16 protein-coding genes and 1 pseudogene are annotated in these 17,796 nt (G+C 72.4%); 6 read left to right on the top strand and 11 right to left on the bottom strand.

All coding sequences use genetic code 11. The features are described from left to right. The first annotated feature begins 42 nt into the window (after positions 1–42). A complete protein-coding gene (locus tag ABZS69_RS25935) occupies positions 43–582 on the top strand; it encodes an RNA polymerase sigma factor (RefSeq protein WP_355377019.1) in 540 nt (179 codons plus the stop codon). Further along, positions 579–1,439, top strand: coding sequence for a hypothetical protein (locus tag ABZS69_RS25930; RefSeq protein WP_355377017.1), 861 nt, complete (start codon positions 579–581; stop codon positions 1,437–1,439). Before ABZS69_RS25935 ends, ABZS69_RS25930 begins: the two co-directional genes overlap by 4 nt. Positions 1,440–1,456: 17 nt before the next feature. Here ABZS69_RS25930 and ABZS69_RS25925 read toward each other — a convergent pair whose 3' ends face one another. The 6 genes from ABZS69_RS25925 to lhgO all read right to left on the bottom strand — a co-directional run bounded on the left by ABZS69_RS25925 (position 1,457) and on the right by lhgO (position 8,901). Further along, positions 1,457–3,076, bottom strand: a complete 1,620-nt coding sequence (locus ABZS69_RS25925; protein ID WP_355377016.1) for a YfjP family GTPase — start codon at positions 3,074–3,076, stop codon at positions 1,457–1,459. Continuing rightward, on the bottom strand, positions 3,073–4,806 hold the full coding sequence (locus tag ABZS69_RS25920; protein WP_355377014.1) for an ABC transporter: 1,734 nt from the start codon (positions 4,804–4,806) through the stop codon (positions 3,073–3,075). The genes ABZS69_RS25925 and ABZS69_RS25920 overlap by 4 nt, the downstream gene beginning before the upstream one ends. A 60-nt stretch (positions 4,807–4,866) precedes the next feature. Continuing rightward, positions 4,867–5,523: a response regulator transcription factor gene (locus ABZS69_RS25915; RefSeq protein ID WP_355377331.1), complete on the bottom strand. Its 657-nt coding sequence runs from the start codon at positions 5,521–5,523 to the stop codon at positions 4,867–4,869. 65 nt (positions 5,524–5,588) lie between these two features. After that, entirely contained in the window at positions 5,589–7,001 is a 1,413-nt protein-coding gene (locus tag ABZS69_RS25910) for a HAMP domain-containing sensor histidine kinase (RefSeq protein WP_355377013.1), read from the bottom strand. After that, complete coding sequence (locus ABZS69_RS25905; protein WP_225963761.1) at positions 7,001–7,693, bottom strand: response regulator transcription factor; 693 nt, start codon at positions 7,691–7,693, stop codon at positions 7,001–7,003. The genes ABZS69_RS25910 and ABZS69_RS25905 overlap by 1 nt, the downstream gene beginning before the upstream one ends. 17 nt (positions 7,694–7,710) lie before the next feature. Then, a complete protein-coding gene (gene lhgO / locus ABZS69_RS25900) occupies positions 7,711–8,901 on the bottom strand; it encodes an L-2-hydroxyglutarate oxidase (protein WP_355377011.1) in 1,191 nt (396 codons plus the stop codon). Between the two features lie 106 nt (positions 8,902–9,007). On the opposite strand from lhgO, the gene ABZS69_RS25895 reads away from it, so the two are divergent. Beyond that, complete coding sequence (locus ABZS69_RS25895) at positions 9,008–9,382, top strand: hypothetical protein (protein WP_355377009.1); 375 nt, start codon at positions 9,008–9,010, stop codon at positions 9,380–9,382. 22 nt (positions 9,383–9,404) lie between these two features. Here the strand turns inward: ABZS69_RS25895 and ABZS69_RS25890 are convergent, their stop codons facing one another. After that, positions 9,405–10,586, bottom strand: a complete 1,182-nt coding sequence (locus tag ABZS69_RS25890) for a wax ester/triacylglycerol synthase domain-containing protein (RefSeq protein WP_355377008.1) — start codon at positions 10,584–10,586, stop codon at positions 9,405–9,407. 151 nt (positions 10,587–10,737) lie between these two features. On the opposite strand from ABZS69_RS25890, the pseudogene ABZS69_RS25885 reads away from it, so the two are divergent. Beyond that, a pseudogene (locus tag ABZS69_RS25885) lies at positions 10,738–11,487 on the top strand (phosphatase PAP2 family protein); the annotation flags it as partial. A gap of 15 nt (positions 11,488–11,502) precedes the next feature. Here the strand turns inward: ABZS69_RS25885 and ABZS69_RS25880 are convergent. The 4 genes from ABZS69_RS25880 to ABZS69_RS25865 are packed head-to-tail and all read right to left on the bottom strand — an operon-like array spanning position 11,503 to position 15,089. Further along, on the bottom strand, positions 11,503–12,489 hold the full coding sequence (locus ABZS69_RS25880) for an NAD(P)-dependent oxidoreductase (RefSeq protein WP_355377007.1): 987 nt from the start codon (positions 12,487–12,489) through the stop codon (positions 11,503–11,505). Further along, positions 12,486–13,616 (bottom strand): hypothetical protein, encoded by a 1,131-nt coding sequence (locus ABZS69_RS25875; RefSeq protein ID WP_355377005.1) that lies wholly within the window; start codon positions 13,614–13,616, stop codon positions 12,486–12,488. Before ABZS69_RS25875 ends, ABZS69_RS25880 begins: the two co-directional genes overlap by 4 nt. A gap of 4 nt (positions 13,617–13,620) precedes the next feature. Beyond that, positions 13,621–14,850 (bottom strand): beta-ketoacyl-[acyl-carrier-protein] synthase family protein, encoded by a 1,230-nt coding sequence (locus tag ABZS69_RS25870; protein WP_355377003.1) that lies wholly within the window; start codon positions 14,848–14,850, stop codon positions 13,621–13,623. Further along, positions 14,847–15,089: a phosphopantetheine-binding protein gene (locus tag ABZS69_RS25865; protein ID WP_355377002.1), complete on the bottom strand. Its 243-nt coding sequence runs from the start codon at positions 15,087–15,089 to the stop codon at positions 14,847–14,849. The genes ABZS69_RS25870 and ABZS69_RS25865 overlap by 4 nt, the downstream gene beginning before the upstream one ends. A gap of 121 nt (positions 15,090–15,210) precedes the next feature. Here ABZS69_RS25865 and ABZS69_RS25860 point away from each other — a divergent pair, with 121 nt between their 5' ends. Both ABZS69_RS25860 and ABZS69_RS25855 read left to right on the top strand, forming a co-directional pair. Further along, on the top strand, positions 15,211–16,437 hold the full coding sequence (locus tag ABZS69_RS25860; RefSeq protein ID WP_355377001.1) for an aminotransferase class I/II-fold pyridoxal phosphate-dependent enzyme: 1,227 nt from the start codon (positions 15,211–15,213) through the stop codon (positions 16,435–16,437). Between the two features lie 34 nt (positions 16,438–16,471). Continuing rightward, on the top strand, positions 16,472–17,761 hold the full coding sequence (locus ABZS69_RS25855) for a cytochrome P450 (RefSeq protein WP_355376999.1): 1,290 nt from the start codon (positions 16,472–16,474) through the stop codon (positions 17,759–17,761). The last annotated feature ends 35 nt before the right edge of the window (positions 17,762–17,796 follow it).

The following is a 17,796-nucleotide window of genomic DNA, read 5'->3' as shown; positions in this document are numbered from 1 at the left end:
GACATCTCCTCAGGTGTGTTCGCCGATTGGAAGGACCACCACATGGGGCCACCCGAGCCCGAACAACGCTTTGAGGAGCTCTACATGGCGCACTATCCCGCCATCGCCACATATGTCAGGCGGCGCGCCGGCTCGCCCGACGACATCGCGGACGTGATCGCCGAGACGTTCACGACCGCCTGGCGCCGCCTCAACGACGTCCCCGAGGGCGACGGGGCCAGGCTCTGGCTGTACGGCGTCGCCAGGCGCACGCTCGCGAACCACTTCCGCGGCGAGGAACGCCGGGCCGCCCTGGCCGTACGGCTGCGCGAGGAGATCACGACCTGGGCGGACTCCGTCGTCGGCGCCGAATCCGCGTACGAGGCGTTCAAGCGGCTCTCGGACGACGACCGGGAGTTGCTCGCACTGGTCGCGTGGGAGGGGCTCAGCGGCGCCGAGATCGCGAAAGTGCTCGGCTGCTCGCTCGGGGCCGCCCGGCTCCGGCTGCACCGCGCCCGCAAGCGCCTGTCCAGAGAGCTGGCACACCTCGACGCCGGCTATCCCCTCCACCAACAAATCGCCCCGGCGAAAGGCCGATCATGACCCGGAACATCGACCAGGTCGTCGCCCAATTCGCCGCCCCGCCGGTGACGGAGGTCAGCGAGGGCGCCCGCGAGCTGATGCGCGAGATCACGGCCGGATCGCCCGCCGCCGCGCCGGCCAGGAGGCGCAGGTGGCTGAGCCCGCGCGTGGCGATCCCCGCGGGCGGGCTGCTGACCGCCGCCGCCGTGGCGCTGACCTGGCTGCAGCCGGGCACCTCCGCCTCGGCCCTGAACATCAGGCAGGAGGGCGGCTACTACGTCATCGAGATCAAGGATCTCTACGCCAACCCGAAGATGTACGAGGAGCAGCTGCGCGACTACGGGCTCGACGTCTCGCTCGTCGTACGTCCCGCCACGGCCGCGTTCGAGCGCCAGGTGTTCCCCACCACCCCGGACAACAGAGTCGTGAACGAGATCCAGGGCATCAACCCGCCGGGCCCGTGCGACATGGTGGCGGACTCCTGCGCGATCGGGCTCAAGATCCCCGTCGGTTTCAAGGGCACGGCCCTGGTCGAGGTCAGCAGGAAGGCCAGGCCCGGCGAGAAGTACGACATCACCACCGCGTGGGACGCCAAGGGCGAGCCCATGCACTGCGTCCCCTACGCCAACAAGACGGTCGCCGAAGTGCGGGCCATGCTGACCGAACGCGGCGTGCGCATCGGCGGCTTCGCCGTTCCCGACCCCACCGCGGAGAAGAGCGGCGGCGTCAGCGAGCGGGCCTCCGTGCCGGACACCTGGCTGGTGCGCGGCGGGTTCCTCAGCGAGCCCGGGGTGGCCACCGTGATGGCGCAGACGACCCCGCTGTCGCAGGAGATCATCGACAGGCGGAACAAGGTCGAAAGCTGCGCGGCGTCCTGACCTGCGGGATCACAGGCTCACGCGCGGGCCCGGGTGAGCGCGTCGGTGAAGCGGGTGTACTGGTCGAGCTCCGCCCGTACGGGGGCCAGGACGAGCTCGTCGCCGACCCCGCCGACGGCCGTGCGCAGGGCCCTGGCCGTGCGCCTGGCCCTTCGCCTGCCGCCCGCCCAGGCGGCCAGCCGTGCCAGCGCCGCGATCAGCACGCCCGCCAGCGCCCCGCCCACCAGCAGCGCCGTCGGCCACGGCACCGCGCCCACGGTCGGGAGCGGCGGCCTGGGCAGGCGCAGGTAGTCCAGCCCGAACAGCCCGCCCAGCCACAGGGCGCCGGACAGCATGGCCGCGAACACCAGCCACTGCAGCACGTTCACGGCCCGCCACCACCTGGGCCGTCTCGTCGCGAAGGCGGACGTCGTGGCCACCACCCGGTCCACGGCGTCGGCCAGCTCCTCGGAGCGGGACCGCGCCGCCTGCCGCACCGCCGCCGCCCACGGGCCGGGCAGGTCCGACGCCGCCGCCTCGCCGACGTCCCTGATCGCCGTCTCGACCCTGGCCCGCTGCACGCCCGAGGCCGCCGGGACGGAGGTACGGCCGACGACCTCGTCCCCGGGGCGCTGCCCCGAAGACCCGCCGGGCAGCTCCATGGTGCCGATGCGGAACCTGCGCAGCGGGTCGGGCCTGAGCCTGCGGATCCAGCGGGTGACGGGCCAGCCGGTGGCGACGACGGCGCGGTGCCGGTGCCCCTTGGCCACCGCCTCCACGACCAGCGGCACCCCCGCCGCCGCGCAGAGCGCGGCCGTGAGCGCCCGATCCCTCACCTGACCCCCAGGGGCCTGCTCCGGCGCGCCGAGGCGGGCGGCGGCGGTGGTGATGTCCGCGGCCAGGCGGGTGGACCAGGATCTGCGTTCCGCGACGCGGTCGTTCAGCAGCGCGCGCAGCTCCGCGAGCCCCGCGCCGGTGCGGGCTGAGACGGCCAGGACCGGTACGCCTTCCAGGCCGTCCTCGTCCAGCAGGCGCCGCAGGTCTCGGAGGCAGCGGTCGACGGCGGCCTCCGGCAGGCGGTCGACCTGGTTGAGCACGACCAGCATGACGGCCCGGTGGGCGGCCAGCGGGCGCAGGTAGCGGTCGTGGAGGGCGGCGTCGGCGTACTTCTGCGGGTCCACCACCCAGACCAGGAGGTCCACCAGCTCCACCAGCCGGTCCACCTCCAGGCGGTGGGACACCTGGATGGAGTCGTGGTCGGGAAGGTCCAGCAGGACAAGCCCGGACAGATCGGAGGCGGGGGCGGCGGGGTGGCGCCGGGGGATGTCCAGCCAGTCCAGCAGGGGGCCCGAGCCCTCTCCGTCCCACAGCGCCGCCTGGGCGGCCGAGGTGGTGGGCCGGACGACGCCCACCGCCGCCAGGTCCGCGCCGGCGAGCGCGTTGTAGAGGGAGGACTTGCCGCTGCCCGTCGCGCCCGCCAGCGCGGCCACGGTGTGCTCGATCGAGAGGCTGCGGCGCACGCCGGTCCGTTCGGCGACCGTACGCGCGCCGGACACCGCCTCCTCCGGCAGCCGCCCCTCGGCCAGCGCAGCGGCCTCCAGCAGGGCGGCCAGCCGGGAGTCGAGGGACGGCCCCTCCTTGCGACGCAGCAGCTTCACGGCCCCTCCTCCAGGGCTGGTGGTGCCGGATGGCCCGGGAGCTCCGCGCGGTGGGCCTGGATGCGCTCGGCCGCGGCGCGCAGCGCGTTGGCCGTCCCCGTGGGCGGTTCCACGGCCTCCAGCTGGGCCGTGAACCGGTACGACTCCTCCTCCAGCAGCAGCCGCACCCGATCCCGCAGGTCGTCCCGCGCCCGCACGGTCAGCGTCCGCACGGCCTGGTCGCCGAAGACGGCCTCCAGCAGCTTCTGCGACAGCAGGCTCGTGCCGCCCGCGATGCCCACCTCGATGCCGGTCAGCCCTCCCGTGGAGGCGAACACGCCCAGCATGAGCAGCAGCCCCGCCCCGTTCACCCCGAACGAGGCCACGCGGGCGGCCGTGCGCCGCTCACGCCCTTCCTCGCGTACGAGGTCCAGGACGAACTCCTGCCACCCCCGCACCGTCGCCTCCGCCCGCTTGCCCACGTCGGGAGAGGCGCGGCCGAGACGGGCGGACTCCATGGGGCCGAGCCGCTCCAGCAGGCCGGCACCGCCGGGCGCGGCCGCCCAGCCTTCCAGGGCGCGCTCGGCGGACCCGTCGGCGGCACCCCTGATGAGCGCCCCCACCCCGCTCTCCAGGGCGTCCCTGAGCTGGACCTCCGGCATCCGGCCGGTGAAGAAGCCGACGATCCTGTCGCGCAGCCACCCCACCCGGCTCTCCAGCGTGCGCATGAGGTCGCCGGTGCCGATGAAGTCCTGCCAGCGGGCCAGCACCTCGCCCCGCAGCAGCGACCCGTCACGCATGCCCGCGTCGAAGTCGGCGATGCCGCCCGCGTAGGCGCCCGCCACGACGGCGTGCAGGGTGTCGAAGGCGGACCGCTGGCGTTCGACGGCCTCGGCCAGCGCGGGCACCCGGGTGGCCAGGCTGTCGAGCGCTCCCGACAGCGTCTGGCGTACGACGCGGGATCTCTCCGCCGCGTCGGCGGCCAGCCCCGTGAGCCAGGCGGTGATGGGCCGTACCGTCTCCTCCGGCAGCCGAGCCCGCTCGGAGGGGAGCGCCGACTCGGGGACGGTGAACAGCCGGGTGCCGTCGAGGCCGTTCTCGGCGAGGAGTCGGGTCAGGTCGCGCGAGACGGGCTCGACCGCGTCGGCGGGCACCCGGTCGAGCACGAGGGCCAGGGCGGTGCTGCGTTCGCGGGCGGAGCGCAGGAAGCTCCACGGCACCTCGTCGGCGTAACGGGCGGCGGTCGTGACGAACAGCCACAGGTCGGCGGCGGCCAGCAACTGGGCGGCGAGCTCCCGGTTCGCGACCACCACCGAGTCGATGTCGGGCGCGTCGAGCAGGGCGAGGCCGGCGCCCAGTGCGTCGGAGGCGACCACCCGCAGCGCGCCGGGACCGGTGCCCGTGGCGCGGGACAGGCCGGGCAGCACGTTCTGGCCCATGAACCAGGCGTGGTCGGCGGGGCTGACCACCAGCGTGGGAACGAGCGTGGTGGGCCGCAGCACGCCCGGCTCGGTCACGTCGGCCCCGACCAGCGAGTTGACCAGCGTGGACTTGCCCGCGCCCGTGGACCCGCCGACGACGGCCAGCAGCGGCGCGTCGAGCGCGCGCAGCCGGGGCAGCAGGTAGTCGTCGAGCTGCCCGGCCAGCTCGCGCAGGGCACGCCGATCCTGCGCCGCCTCGCCGACCGCCAACGGGAACAGGTCGCGATCCAGCGGCCGGCGCAACGCCTCCAACGCGGCCAGCAGATCCATACCACCCACGCTACGGTGATCCGCGTTCGGCGGTCCACCGCAGGTGGCGGGTGTCGCGTCCTAACCCGGCGGCGGCTCCCGCAGCACGTAGCCCACGCTGCGGAGAGTGTGGATGAGCCGCGGCTCGACGTCGTCCACCTTGCGCCTGAGGTAGGACACGTACGACTCGACGACACCGGCGTCGCCGCCGAAGTCGTAGTTCCAGACGTGGTCGAGGATCTGCGCCTTCGACAGGACGCGCCCCGCGTTGACCATGAAGTAGTGCAGCAGCTTGAACTCCGTCGGCGACAGCCGCACCTGCCGGCCGCCCCGCCACACCTCGCGGGCGTCCTCGTCCAGCTCCAGGTCGGCCACCTTGAGCCTGCTCGCCGGCGCGCCCTCCCCGCGCGTACGCCGCAGCACCGCCCGGATCCTGGCCTGCACCTCTTCCAGGCTGAACGGCTTGGTCACGTAGTCGTCGCCCACGCGGAGCCCCGCGATCTTGTCCTCGGTGTCGCCGCGGGCGGTCAGGAACAGCACGGGGGCGTCGATCCGCTTGGCCACCTCGAACCCGTCCAGGTCGGGCAGCATCACGTCCAGCACCACGAGGTCGGGCGAGGCCCGGTCGGCCACCTCCACGGCTTCGTGCCCGTCGGCGGCGGTCAGCACCTCGAACCCGGAGAAGCGCAGGCTGGCGGACAGGAGATCCCGAATGCTGGGCTCGTCGTCCACCACCATGATCAGCGCCTCGGGTTTTGTCACCTACTTAGAGTGACCCAGCGACCTGAGGGTTAGCTGAAGGCTCACTCCAAGGCGAGTGGGAGTTCGACCCGGAAGGTGGAGCCGGCCTCCGGCGCGCTGTCCAGCGTGACCGTGCCGCCGTGGGCCTTGACGAGCGCCTGCACGATGGCCAGGCCGAGCCCGCTGCCGCGGTCCTCGCCCGAACGGCGGCGCGACCTGGCGGAGTCGGCGCGGTAGAAGCGTTCGAAGACGTGCTCGACCTGCTCGGGCGTGAGCCCGGGGCCGTTGTCGACGACCTCCAGGAACAGCGTCTCCGAGCCCGCCCCGATGCGCACGATGATCGGCGAGCCGGGCTCGGTGTGGATGATCGCGTTGGTGACGAGGTTGCTGATGACCTGGCGCAGGCGTACCTCGTCGCCCGAGACGATCAGGGCCGCGCCGCCGACCACGTCCAGCTTGATGATCCGGTCGGGCGCGAGGATCCTGGCGTCCTGCACGGCGTCCGCGGCCAGCGCCAGCATGTCCACCGGGCGCATCTTCAGCGGCCGCTGCTGGTCCACCCTGGCCAGTAAAAGCAGGTCGTCCACCAGCAGGCTCATCCGGCCCGCGGCCTTCTCCACGCGCTGCATCAGCTCGGCGGGGTCGGCGCCGGGGTTCTGCCTGGCGTACTCGGCGAAGCCGCGGATGGAGGTCAGCGGGGTGCGCAGCTCGTGGGAGGCGTCGCCGACGAACTGGCGCATGCGGTCCTCGGAGCGGCGGGCCGCCGCCTCCGACGCCGAGCGCGCCGCGAAGGCGCTCTCGATCTGGGCGAGCATCCCGTTCAGCGAATTGGCCAGGCTCCCGACCTCGGTACGCGGGTCGGCGTCCGGCACCCGGCGGCCCAGCTCGCCACCGGCGATGGCCTCGGCCGTGCGCTCGATCTGGCCCAGCGGGCGCATGCTCCGCCGCACGATCGTGATGCCCGCGACGGTCAGGAGGAGCAGGATGCCGCCGCCGCCCAGCAGCTCGATGAGCACGAGCCGCCGGGTGATCGCGTCGACCTCCTCCAGGTCCACCGCGACCACGAGCGTCTGCCGCTGGACCACGCGCTCCAGCACCCGCCACTCGCCGTCCCCGCTGAGCGCCGGCGTCGTGTACGGGTCCGGGCCCGGCGATGGCGACAGCACCGGCATCGGCTTCATGTCCACGTCACGGTCGGTGAGCATCGGCACGAACTTGCCGCCCGGCTCCTTGACCAGGACGACCGCGTCGGACTCGATGATGATCGGCCGCTCCGAGGTGTCCCGGTCCTTCTTCCAGTCGCTCACGACCTTCTTGTGCATGCGGGCGTTGAGCAGGCTGAGCTGGCTGTCCACGCGGTCGATGAGGTAGCCGTGCAGCACCGAGACGCTCACCAGGCCGATGAAGGTCATGCCGAACCCCAGCAGGGCCAGCATCGACGCGATGAGCTTGATCCGGAGCGGCAGGCCGCGCATCAGGGGCTCGGTGGCAGGCGTAGGACGTATCCGACACCGCGCAGGGTGTGGATGAGCCGGGGGCTGCGGTTGTCGATCTTCCGGCGGAGCACGGACACGTACGACTCGACGATGCCCACCTCGCCCCTGAAGTCGTAGTCCCACACGTGGTCGAGGATCTGCGGCTTGGACAGGACCCGGCCGGCGTTCGTCATGAAGTAGCGCAGCAGCTTGAACTCGGTCGGCGACAGCGCCACCGCGTTGCCCCCGCGCCACACCTCGTGGCTCTCCTCGTCCAGCTCGATGTCGGCGAACGTCAGCCGCGGCGGGGCCGCGGGGAGGTCGCCGTTCGTACGGCGAAGGACCGCGTGGATCCTGGCGACCACCTCCTCCAGGCTGAACGGCTTGGTCACGTAGTCGTCGCCACCGATCGTGAGCCCGCGGATCTTGTCCTCGGTCTCGTCACGGGCGGTCAGGAACACCACGGGCGTGTGCAGCCCGCCGCCGCGCAGCCGCCGGACGATCTCGAATCCATCCAGGTCGGGCAGCATGACGTCGAGCACGACGAGGTCGGGCCGGTGCCGTTGCACGGCGGCGACGGCGTCGTGGCCGCTCTTCGCGGTGGTCACGTCGAAACCCGCGAACCTCAGGCTCGCGGCGAGGAGTTCGAGGATGTTGGGGTCGTCCTCGACTATCAGCAGGCGTGATTCCATCACGTTCAAGGATGCCCTCATCGGACGAGTGCTGGGACAATTCCGGCAATGTGCCGGGCAATTGCCAGGCTGGAGGTGGCGGCGGGCGAGGGCGCGTTGCGTACCAGGACGATGTTGCCGTGCACGTCCACCACGAAGTCGTCGACCAGGCGGCCGTCCCTGGAGACCGCCTGGGCGCGTACGCCGCCGGGAGCCCGTACGAGGTCGGCGGCGGTGAGCGCGGGGACGTAGCGGCGGGCGGCCCGGAGGAACGCGCCTTTGACGAGGGATCCGTAGACTTCCTTGATCCCCGTGCGCCAGTGGGTTCTGGCCATGCGCAGCGTCCCCGGCCAGCCAAGGATTTGACCGAAATTTCGGATATTTCGCCAGGTGTAGCCTTCGTAGGCCAGGGCGAGCACCGCGTTCGGCCCCACGAGCACCCCGCCGTCCGTCTGGCGCGTCAGATGCACCCCCAGGAACGGATAGCGCGGATCCGGCACCGGATAGATCAGCCCGCGGACGAGGTCCTTGGCCTCGCCCTGGAGCGCATAGAACTCCCCTCTGAACGGGACGATCCGAACGTCCCCCGGATGCCCCGCCAGCCCGGCCACCGTGTCGGTGCCCAGGCCGCCGCAGACCACCAGCCGGTCGAAGGTGAACTTCCGCTTGGCCGCGATGACCTCCACGCCCCCGGACCGCTCCCTGATCGCCCTGACCGGATGCGAGAGCCGTACGGACCCGCCCGTCTCCTCCACGTCGAGCGCGAGGCGGCGGGCGACGGCGGGAAAGTCGCAGATCGCGGTGTGCGGCGAGTGGATCGCGCCGACGCCGACCGCGTGCGGCTCGATCTCGCGCAGCGCCAGCCCGTCGAGCTCGGCGATGCCGGGCACGCCGTTGGCGCGCGCCCGCTCGGCCAGCGCGCTCAGCAGCGGCCGCTCCGCCCGGGTGCTCGCCACGACCAGCTTGCCGACCTCGTCGTACGGCAGCGCGTTCGCGGTGCAGTACTCCTTGAGCAGCGCCACGCCCTCGCGGCACAGCCTGGCCTTGAGCGAGCCCGGCGGGTAATAGATGCCCGCGTGGACGACGCCGCTGTTGTGGCCGGTCTGGTGGGCGCCGACATGCGACTCCTTCTCCAGCACGGTCACCTCGGCGCCCCTGGCCCGCGCCAGTTCCCGCGCCACGGCCAGGCCGACTATGCCCGCTCCCACGACTCCGATCTTCTCCGTCACATGACGATTTTCCGGCTATCCGGCCGTCCCCGCCATATCCGGGCGATCCGGTACTTGAGGTGGGTCCTTCCGAAGACATCCAGTCGAACATGAGTACGATGGCGGCATGTACCTTCCGCCGGAGTGGCCACCCGAGGTCAGGCCACCCAGCGTCCCTGACTGGGAGACCTCGGCCGTGACCTGGCTGCTCGACGCCGTGCCCCCCGACTACCGCGCCTACGAGATCTTGCGGCGCCATCCGATCGCCCTGGCCAGGATGGCCGTTCACCACGTGAACGCGGAGGTCGAAGCCGCCAGGGCGGGCTACCGGAGCGCCGCGGTGGATCTCAAAGGCCAGCTGCCTCCTCATGCGGTCGAGGCGGTGCTCGACGTATATCGCGAGGAGGGGCCGCGGCTGGTCCGGCTGGCACGCGCCGTCGCCGTCGTCGAGCAGGCCCTGCGCGGCGACCTGTTCACCGCGACCATGCGCAACTTCCGCTGAGCCGGGCGGCGGCGCACCCGCCTCATGGGCCCTCGGGATCGGCGACGACATCGGCGCGCAGTTCCTCGACGGCCGCGCGCACCAGGTCGAGCAGCTGCTCCGGGCGGGCCACGTGGGTGTCGAAGACGCCCGAGATCGACGCGGTGTCGCCGGAGTGCAGGACCGTCAGCATCCCGGCGACCCCCGGGGCCAGCGGAGGACAGACGAACAGGCCCAGGGCGCCGGGGAACACCCGGGAGGCCTGGATCACGCCGACGTCGAGCCGGTTGGGCTGGCCCCGGGTGGCCAGGGGCAGGACGATCCTGAACATCGGCCGGGCCACCGCAGCCGGGATCTCGTAGAGCCCATGTGCGGTCCGGCGCTGGTGGACGATCTTCGCGAGAGTGCTCTGCTCCGCTATCAGCCGCAGTCGTTCGCGCGGAGAGGGCTCCGCGCAGGGCAGGGTGATGGGCAGGAAGCACACGCGGTTGCCCAGCGCCGCGTGATCGCGCCGGCCGCGCAGGCTGACCGCCAGGTTGATCGCGATCGCTCCGCGCCGCCGCACGGAGGACCTCCGCAGCTCTGGCCGCCAGGCGCGCAGGGCGCCGGCCACGAGGGCCAGGCCGATCTGCGTGATGGTGGCGTCCGTGCGGCGGGCGATGTCGTGCAGCGCCTGCATGTCGAGGGGGACGACGAGCAGCCGGCGGTTCGTGCCGCTCGCCGTCCGCGTGGGGTGCCAGCGCGGCGGTGCGCCGGCCATCCGCAGCAGGTCGGGCAGCGCCCTGCGGATCGTCGAGGCCATCGAGATCTCCGCGCGGGGCGCGGGTGCCGGGAGCGGCAGCGTCTCGTCGCCGCTCAGGGCGCGGACGACGCTGAGGAGCCCCAGAGCGTCCTGGAAGGCGTGATGGACGTAGTAGAGGAGGACGTGCTCGCCGGCGGCATGGCCGTGCAGCACCGCGAGCCTCCACAGCGGCCGCTCGCGGGACAACGGCCGGCCGCCCAGGACGTCGGCGACCGCCTGGTGGAGGTCCTGCCCTGACCGCAGGCGGTGGTGTTCGACGTGCCGGGCGGGGTCGAAGCGAGGGTCGGGAGCCCAGCACGCCCGCCGCCCCGAGCCCGTCAGGCGGTAGCGCAGGACGGGCGCCTGCCGCACCTTGTCCGCGATGAGCCTGTGCAGGTCCTCCGGCGCGGGCGGCGGGCCCGGCAGGTGCGCGCCGAGCGCCATGTGAAGGCGCGAATCATCTTTCGCGATCCCACCCAGACACAACAGGTAATGGTCGCCGAAAGTCAGCGGCACCGCCCCAGTTGGACAAGCCGCCGCACCTGAAGTACTACTGTCCACGGCCGTTCATGTTACTGCTGGGGGGCGTACGAGAATGCCGAGACTGCGACCGGTCGAGATACTCGTCCTAGGTTATTTCGGAATTACCGGGATTCTTTTCATCGGGCGGGGCGATCGGCCGGAGATGATCGCGGGGTGCTGCCTTCTCGGTGCCCTGATCCTGGCTCTGGCCTGGGGCGAGTCCCGTCTCAGCGACAGGTTCCACCTGCCGGCGCTGCGGTTCGCCGGTCCGCTGCTCACGCTTCCCTTCATGTACTCCGCCGCCGCCCAGACGGTGCTCTTCATTCATGGACGATACGTCGACGAAACCCTCAACGGGTGGGAGAAGTCATTCTTCGGCGCCCATCCCAATGTCTCTCTCGGTGCGATCCACTCCCCGCTGCTCACCGAGATTCTGACATTCTGCTATTTCTCCTTTTATGGCGGCTTCCTCATTCCCCTGTTCCTGTACGCCCGCGGGCGCGAGCTGCTCGCCGAGCGCTATCTGTTCGGCGCGCTGCTGGCACTGCTGACGTGCTACCTGGGCTTCATGTTCGTCCCGCTGGCCGGGCCGGCGGTGTCGTTGCCGGCGGAGTTCCTGTCCGGCCGCCCCGAGGGATACCTGATCACGGACCTGCAGAACGCGATCATGGCCGCGTTCGACCCGCCCGGCACGTGTTTCCCCTCTCCTCACGTGGCCGGCGCCTGGATCACCCTGCTGACCCTGCGGCGGCACGTCTCCACGCTCGCCCGGCGCGTCCTGTGGACGCTGACGATCGGATTGACGATCGCCGTGGTGTACGACTGGTATCACTACGTCTCAGACGCGCTGGCCGGATTCCTGGTGGCCCTGGCCGCTCATGCCGTCAATCGTGGCCTTGAGGCCGTCACGGAGCGGCGTGGCGGGCGCGAGGCCGAGGTCGCGTACGGCGTCGTCGGGGACACAGGTCCAGTCGGCGCGGCGCATCTCCCGTACCTTGTCCAGGTTGAGAGCGGGCACCGCTCCCCTGCGCAGGCGCCCGGCGGCCTCGGCGAGCGCGGCGACGGCGGCCAGGAGGGACACGGGGACGGGTAGGACGGCGGGGGCGCGGCGGCCCGCGGCCTCGGCGACGGCGGCGCAGATGTCGCGCCAGTGGTGGCCGATGCCGTCGCTCAGGGGGTAGACACCGGCGACGGGATCGGCCGGGCTCAGGGTCCGGCCGCGTTCGGCGGCGGCGAGCAGGGCCGCGCACAGGTCGTCGACGTAGATCAGGCCGTACCGGCGAGGGCCGAATCCGGCCTTGGGCACCAGGCCGAGCCGGATCAGGGGCAGGAGCGCGGGCACCAGGGCGGGCTCGCCCGGGCCGTAGACGATGCAGGGACGCAGCACGACCGCCTCGACCCGATGGGCGTGCTCGCGCACCACGTCCTCCCCCGCGCGCTTGCTGCGGCCGTACAGCGACAGGGGCGAGGGGCCGGCCGCGGCCAGCGAGGAGCACACCACCAGCCGCGGAGGGCGGGGCAGGGCGGCCATGGCCCGGACGAGGTTCGCGGTGCCGTCCCGGTTGGCCGCCCAGAACTCCGCGGCGGTGCGCGCCCTGACCGCGGCGGCCAGATGGATCACCCGGTCGGCGCCGCGCAGCGCCTCGTGGACGCCGTCGCCGCTCACCAGGTCGCCCTCGACGACGTCCACGCCCAGCTCGCGCAGTGCCAGGGCACGCGGCGAAGGGCGGGCCAGCGCCGTGACCGCGTCACCGCGGGCCAGGATCGCACGGGTCAGGTGGCCGCCGACGAAGCCGGTCGCGCCGGTCAGCAGGTAGCGGGTCACAGCTCGCGCCGGTAGATGCGGTACGTCTTGGACCGCACGCAGCCGTCGGCCATCAGATACCGGTTGACGGCCCGGTTGTCCTCCAGCGTCCAGCCCAGCTCGCAGTCGATGGGCCCGCGTGCCCGCAGCGCCTCGAAGGCGCGGGCGTAGAGCAGGGCTTCGACACCCTGTCCGCGCAGCCGTTCCACGACGCCGAACAGCACCGCACGGGTACGGTCGATGCGGCGGGCCGCCCACGCCAGGCGGGCCAACCCGATCGGCAGCCCGCAGCGGGTCAGCCGCCCGCGGGCGGCCGGCAGCGCCTGGTTGACGTCAGGCAGCACCACGGCGACCCCGACCGCCTTCCCGTCGACCTCGGCGAGCAGGACGAGACTCGGATCGATGACCTGGCGCAATCGGCCCCCCAGGGCGGTGAACTCCGCGTCGGTCATCGGGGTGAAGCCCCAGTTGTGCTCCCACACCTCGTTGTAGACACCCCTGATCCGGCCCAGTTCGGCGGCGAAGTCGCCCAGGTCCAACGGGCGCACGGAGAGCCGGTGACGCCGCTGGACGTGCTCGGCCAGGCGGCGGAGCCGATCGTCGAGCGGATGGGAGCCGCGATGCCACGCCCACAAATCCTTGGCCTTGTTCAGGCCGCAGCCCTCCAGCAGCTCCCGGTAGTAGGGCGGGTTGTAGGGCATCATCACGCTCGGCGGGGTGTCGAAACCGTCCACCAGCAGGCCGCACTCGTCGTTCATGGTGAAGTTCACCGGGCCGAGCAGGGTGGTCAGGCCGCGATCGCCCGCCCACCGCGCGGCGGCGTCCAGCAGCGCCCCGGCGACCGCCTGGTCGTCGACGCACTCGAACTGGCCGAAGAAGCCGTCACGGGTCTGATGGGCGGCGTTGTGGCGGGGATTGTGCACGGCGGCGATCCGGCCCACCACCCGCCCCGCCGCGGCGACCGTGAACAACTCGACGTCACCGTAGGCGAAGAAGGGGTTGCGGCGCCGGTCGAGCAGCCGCCGGCAGTCCTCGCGCAGCGGCGGCACGAAGGCGGCCTCGCGCCCGTGCAGCCGGTAGGGCAGCTCGACGAACTGCCGCAGCCGGCGGCGGGTGCGCACCGGCTCCGTCACCGTCGTGCCGTTCACGTCGTCAGGAAGGAGCCGGGGTGAAGACGAGGCTGGCATTGTGCCCTCCGAAGGCGAACGAGTTCGACACCACGGCGCCGGGGACGAGCGGCCGCGGCTCGCGCGGCACGTCGATCTCGCACGAGGGATCTTGCGAGTCGAGGTTGATCGTGGGCGGCACCAGGCGCTCGTGCAGCGTCAGCACGCTCACGACGGCCTCGATGGCCCCGGCGGCGCCGATGGCGTGGCCGAGGACGCTCTTGGTCGAGGTCACCGGCACCCCGCCGGGCCCGAACAGCCGGGCGATCACCTTGGCCTCGGTGGCGTCGTTGAGCGGGGTGCCGCTGCCGTGCGCGTTGACGTGCACGACGTCCCCCGCCGAACCGCGGGCGTCGGCCAGGGCCTGCCGGATGCAGCGCTCGGCGCCGTCCCCGTCGGGGTCGGGCATCGTCAGATGGTACGCGTCGGAGGTGCGGCCGTATCCGGCCAGCTCCGCGTACACGCGGGCGCCGCGCCGCGCCGCGTCCTCCAGTCGTTCCAGCACGACGAAGGCGGCGCCCTCGGCCAGCACGAAGCCGTCGCGGTCGGTGTCGAACGGCCGCGAGGCGCGTTCCGGCTCGGCCTTACGCTGCGACAGGGCGCCGCAGCGGTGGAAGGCGAGCAGGATGGTCGGCGACACGCACGCCTCGGCGCCACCGGCCAGCACCATGTCGGCGGAGCCCTCGCGGAGCAGGCGCAGCCCCTCTCCGACGGCATGACCGCCGGAGGCGCAGGCCGTGGAGATCGTCAGGCTGGGGCCCAGCAGGCGATGGCGCATGCTGATGAACGCCGCGGCGGCGTTGTGCATCACCTTCGGCACGTACAGAGCGCTGGGATCGCCGCGGCCGTCGTGGCCCAGCAGCGTGGCCTCGCCGGTCTCGTTGCCGGCCAGCCCGGTCCCGGTCACGACGGCGCGGCGTTCGGGCGGGACGTGCGCCGGGCCGGCGTCGGAGACCGCGTCGGCGGCGGCGCACACGGCCAGCAGCGTGGCGCGGTCCATCCGGCGCTCCTGCTTGGGCGTCACGTACGCGGACGTGGACAGGTCGGAGACCTGGCAGGCGAAGTCGACGGGCAGCCCGCCGAAGCCCGGGGCGGTGATCGTACGGGCGCAGGAGCGGCCCGCCACCACCGTCTCCCAGAACTCCTTGATCTGGTTGCCGGCGGGTGTGCGGACGCCCAGGCCGGTCACGGCCACCCGGACGCGTGAGCCGGTCATGCGCCGGCGGCCTGGAGGAGCGCGACCACGTCGGCGAGCGTGCGCGCCTGCTGGGCGGTGTCGAGGTCGACGGTGAGCTTGAAGCGGTCCTCCATGGCCGCGGCGATCTCGGCCATGTCGAGGCTGTCGGCCTCCAGCTCCTCCCGCAGGTCCACGTCCCGTGAGAGGCGCGCGGGATCGACCGTGAGGATCTTCGCGCAGATCGAACGCAGCTCCTGGAAGACTTCCTCGTCACTCATGCGTGCTCCTCGTCGGTCAGTGGCGCATCGAGCAATTATTACTCTGCGGAGAGGTTCAATTACTATAAGTTACTAGTCTTGATGGACGACGAGCGGGGACACGCTCACCGGGAGACTCTCCATGACCGACGCCTTCGCCAAATGCCGGCCGCCCCAGGAGGTGCTGGTGCTGCTGGCAGAGGGGATCTATCCCTTCTACCAGCCGGTTCACGAGCGCCTGGGCGACGGTGAGGTGATCATCGACGGCCGGCGCGTGCTCATGGCCGGCTCCAACGACTACCTCGCCCTGTCGGACGATCCCCGCCTGAAGGCGGCCGGCGCCGAGGCCCTGCGGCGCCTGGGCACCGGCAATTCCGGCTCCCGCGTCCTCAACGGCACCCTGGAGTCGCACCGGAGGCTGGAAGGCGAGCTCGCGGACTTCCTCGGGCACGAGGCGGCGATGGTGGTCTCCACCGGCTATCAGGCCAACCTGGCGCTCAGCCCGCTGTTCGGAGGCGGCGACGTGGTGCTCGCCGACCGGCACGTCCACGCCTCCCTCATCGAGGCCATCCGGCTGGGACAGGCCCGGCTCCAGCGTTACCGGCACAACGACATGGCGCATCTCGCCGAGCTCCTGGCGGCCGCCGATCCCGCCGACGGCCTGCTGATCCTCACCGAGGGCATGTTCTCGGTCACCGGGGACCTGGGCGACCTGCCCGGCATCTCCGACCTCGCGATCCGGCACGGCGCCCGCGTCGTCCTGGACAGCGCGCACGACGTGGGGCTGCTCGGCGCGGGCGGCCGGGGCGCCGCCGAGCTACTCGGCCGGCAGTCGGCGATCGACGTGCAGACCCTGACGTTCTCCAAGTGCTTCGGCACCGTCGGCGGCGCGGTGGCGGGGCCGGCGCAGGTCATCGACTACCTGCGCCATCGCGCCCGGGCGGCGATGTTCTCCGCGTCCCTGCCGCCGTCGTGCACCGCGGCGGCGCTGGCCGCGCTCGACGTCATCCGCGCCGAGCCGGAACGCCGGCTGCGGGTCATGGCCGCGGCCCGGCGCCTGCGCTCCGGGCTGGCCGCGCTCGGGTTTCCCTTGTCCGCCGCGGCGACCCCGACCGTTCCGCTGGAGGTCGGCGACGCCGTGTTGTGCTGCCGCCTGTGGAAGGACCTGTTCGACCAGGGGGTGCTGGCCAATGCCATGCTCCCGCCGAGCGTCCCCGGTGGGAGGTCGGTGCTGCGGCTGAGCGTGACCGCCGCCCATACCGACGCTCAGGTGGATCGGATCCTGGAGGCCGTGGCCGCCGCCTCCGACCGGCTGGGCCTGGGTTCGCCCGCCTCCGCCGATGCCGTTCCGGGCGGCGTGCGCCGCTGATCCCCCGTCGAGCCACGACTGTCATGGAGGGCCAGTGCCCCATCGAGCAGCGGTTCCGGTGTGGGAGCCGTGGATCGGCAGCGGTGTCATGCTCGCTGCCCTGATCGCGGACGATCGGGTCTTCGACCGGATGTTCGGCCGCACCGGAGGCATGTTCGGCCTCTGGATCCCCGGTGTCGGCAAGGCCGTCATGCTGGCCGATCCGGGCCTGGTCAGGGACGTGTGCCGGGCTCCCGCCGACGTCATCGACTCCTCGGCGGCCAACCGCGTCCAGGAGCCGGTCATCGGTGCGCAGGGGCTCGCCCGGCTGGAGGGCTCGGAGCACCGCCGGCTCCGTACGATCATGGCGCCGGCCGTCCGCGAGCAGGTGTCAGTGCGCCTGCGCGCCGCGACGGAGCAGCTCGCCCAGCGGGTCGTCGACGAGTGCCCCATCGGCACGCCGTTCGCCCTGCGGCCGCTGCTGCACCTGGCGCTGATGGAGGCCATCCTGGCGATCACCGTGGGTCCCGCTCCCGCCTGGCAGGGGCCGCTGCGGGAGCTGTTCCGGCGGGCCGACTCCTACGAGATCACCGTGCGCTACACCCTGCGGCAGGTCGGAGGGCTCGCCCTGTGGCGGTCGTACCACCGCGCGAAGGCGGCCTGCGACCGGCTGATCTACGACGAGATCGACCGGCGGCGGCGACGCGGCGACGAGGGCGACGACCTGCTGGGAGCACTGCTGCGCGCCCGCGACGAGCGTGGCGCGCGGCTGACCGATCGGGTGGTCCGTGACCAGGTGATGAGCATCATCGCCGGTGCCCGCACCACCACGGCCACCGGGCTGGCGTGGGCGTTCGAGCGCCTGGTGCGCCACCCCGACGCGCTGCGCCGGCTGACCGACGAGAGCGACGAAGCGGCGGCGGACGTCTACGCCGGGGCGGTGGCGTACGAGGCGCTGCGCGTGCGGCCTCCCGTGGCGTTCTTCGGCCGCGGGGTGAGGCGCCCGTTCGAGCTGGGCGGACGCGTGCTGTCGCCGGGCACCACGATCATCGTTCATCTGCGGTCGTTGCATCACGATCCCGTCCTCTATCCCGATGCCACGGCCTTCCGGCCCGAACGCTGGCTCGGCAGGCGGCCGGGCGGTTACGGCTGGATGCCGTTCGGCGGCGGCTCCCACACGTGTCTGGGAGACCACCTGGGCATCATGCAGATGAAGGCGTTCCTGCGGGTCTTCACCCGCGCGCTCGACCTCTCCCCCGCCAAGGCCCCCGACGAGCCGGTCCGGTGGAGGGCGATCTCCAACTCGCCCGGTGATGACTGCCTCGTCGTCGCGCGCCGCCGCTGACGTTCTCGTTCCCGACGATCCATCGAAGGGTGTCA

Source organism: Nonomuraea sp. NPDC005650 (assembly GCF_040605375.1).
Lineage (GTDB): Bacteria > Actinomycetota > Actinomycetes > Streptosporangiales > Streptosporangiaceae > Nonomuraea.
This window is presented reverse-complemented; position numbering and strand designations above follow the sequence as displayed.

What these genes read in the sequence shown, in the direction of transcription:
- ABZS69_RS25935 (WP_355377019.1), top strand. Translation starts at nt 43, where the DNA reads ATGGGGCCACCCGAGCCCGAACAACGCTTTGAGGAGCTCTACATGGCG.
- ABZS69_RS25930 (WP_355377017.1), top strand. Translation starts at nt 579, where the DNA reads ATGACCCGGAACATCGACCAGGTCGTCGCCCAATTCGCCGCCCCGCCG.
- ABZS69_RS25920 (WP_355377014.1), bottom strand. Translation starts at nt 4,806, where the DNA reads ATGGATCTGCTGGCCGCGTTGGAGGCGTTGCGCCGGCCGCTGGATCGC.
- ABZS69_RS25915 (WP_355377331.1), bottom strand. Translation starts at nt 5,523, where the DNA reads ATGGTGGTGGACGACGAGCCCAGCATTCGGGATCTCCTGTCCGCCAGC.
- ABZS69_RS25910 (WP_355377013.1), bottom strand. Translation starts at nt 7,001, where the DNA reads ATGCGCGGCCTGCCGCTCCGGATCAAGCTCATCGCGTCGATGCTGGCC.
- ABZS69_RS25905 (WP_225963761.1), bottom strand. Translation starts at nt 7,693, where the DNA reads ATGGAATCACGCCTGCTGATAGTCGAGGACGACCCCAACATCCTCGAA.
- ABZS69_RS25895 (WP_355377009.1), top strand. Translation starts at nt 9,008, where the DNA reads ATGTACCTTCCGCCGGAGTGGCCACCCGAGGTCAGGCCACCCAGCGTC.
- ABZS69_RS25890 (WP_355377008.1), bottom strand. Translation starts at nt 10,586, where the DNA reads ATGGCGCTCGGCGCGCACCTGCCGGGCCCGCCGCCCGCGCCGGAGGAC.
- ABZS69_RS25870 (WP_355377003.1), bottom strand. Translation starts at nt 14,850, where the DNA reads ATGACCGGCTCACGCGTCCGGGTGGCCGTGACCGGCCTGGGCGTCCGC.
- ABZS69_RS25865 (WP_355377002.1), bottom strand. Translation starts at nt 15,089, where the DNA reads ATGAGTGACGAGGAAGTCTTCCAGGAGCTGCGTTCGATCTGCGCGAAG.
- ABZS69_RS25860 (WP_355377001.1), top strand. Translation starts at nt 15,211, where the DNA reads ATGACCGACGCCTTCGCCAAATGCCGGCCGCCCCAGGAGGTGCTGGTG.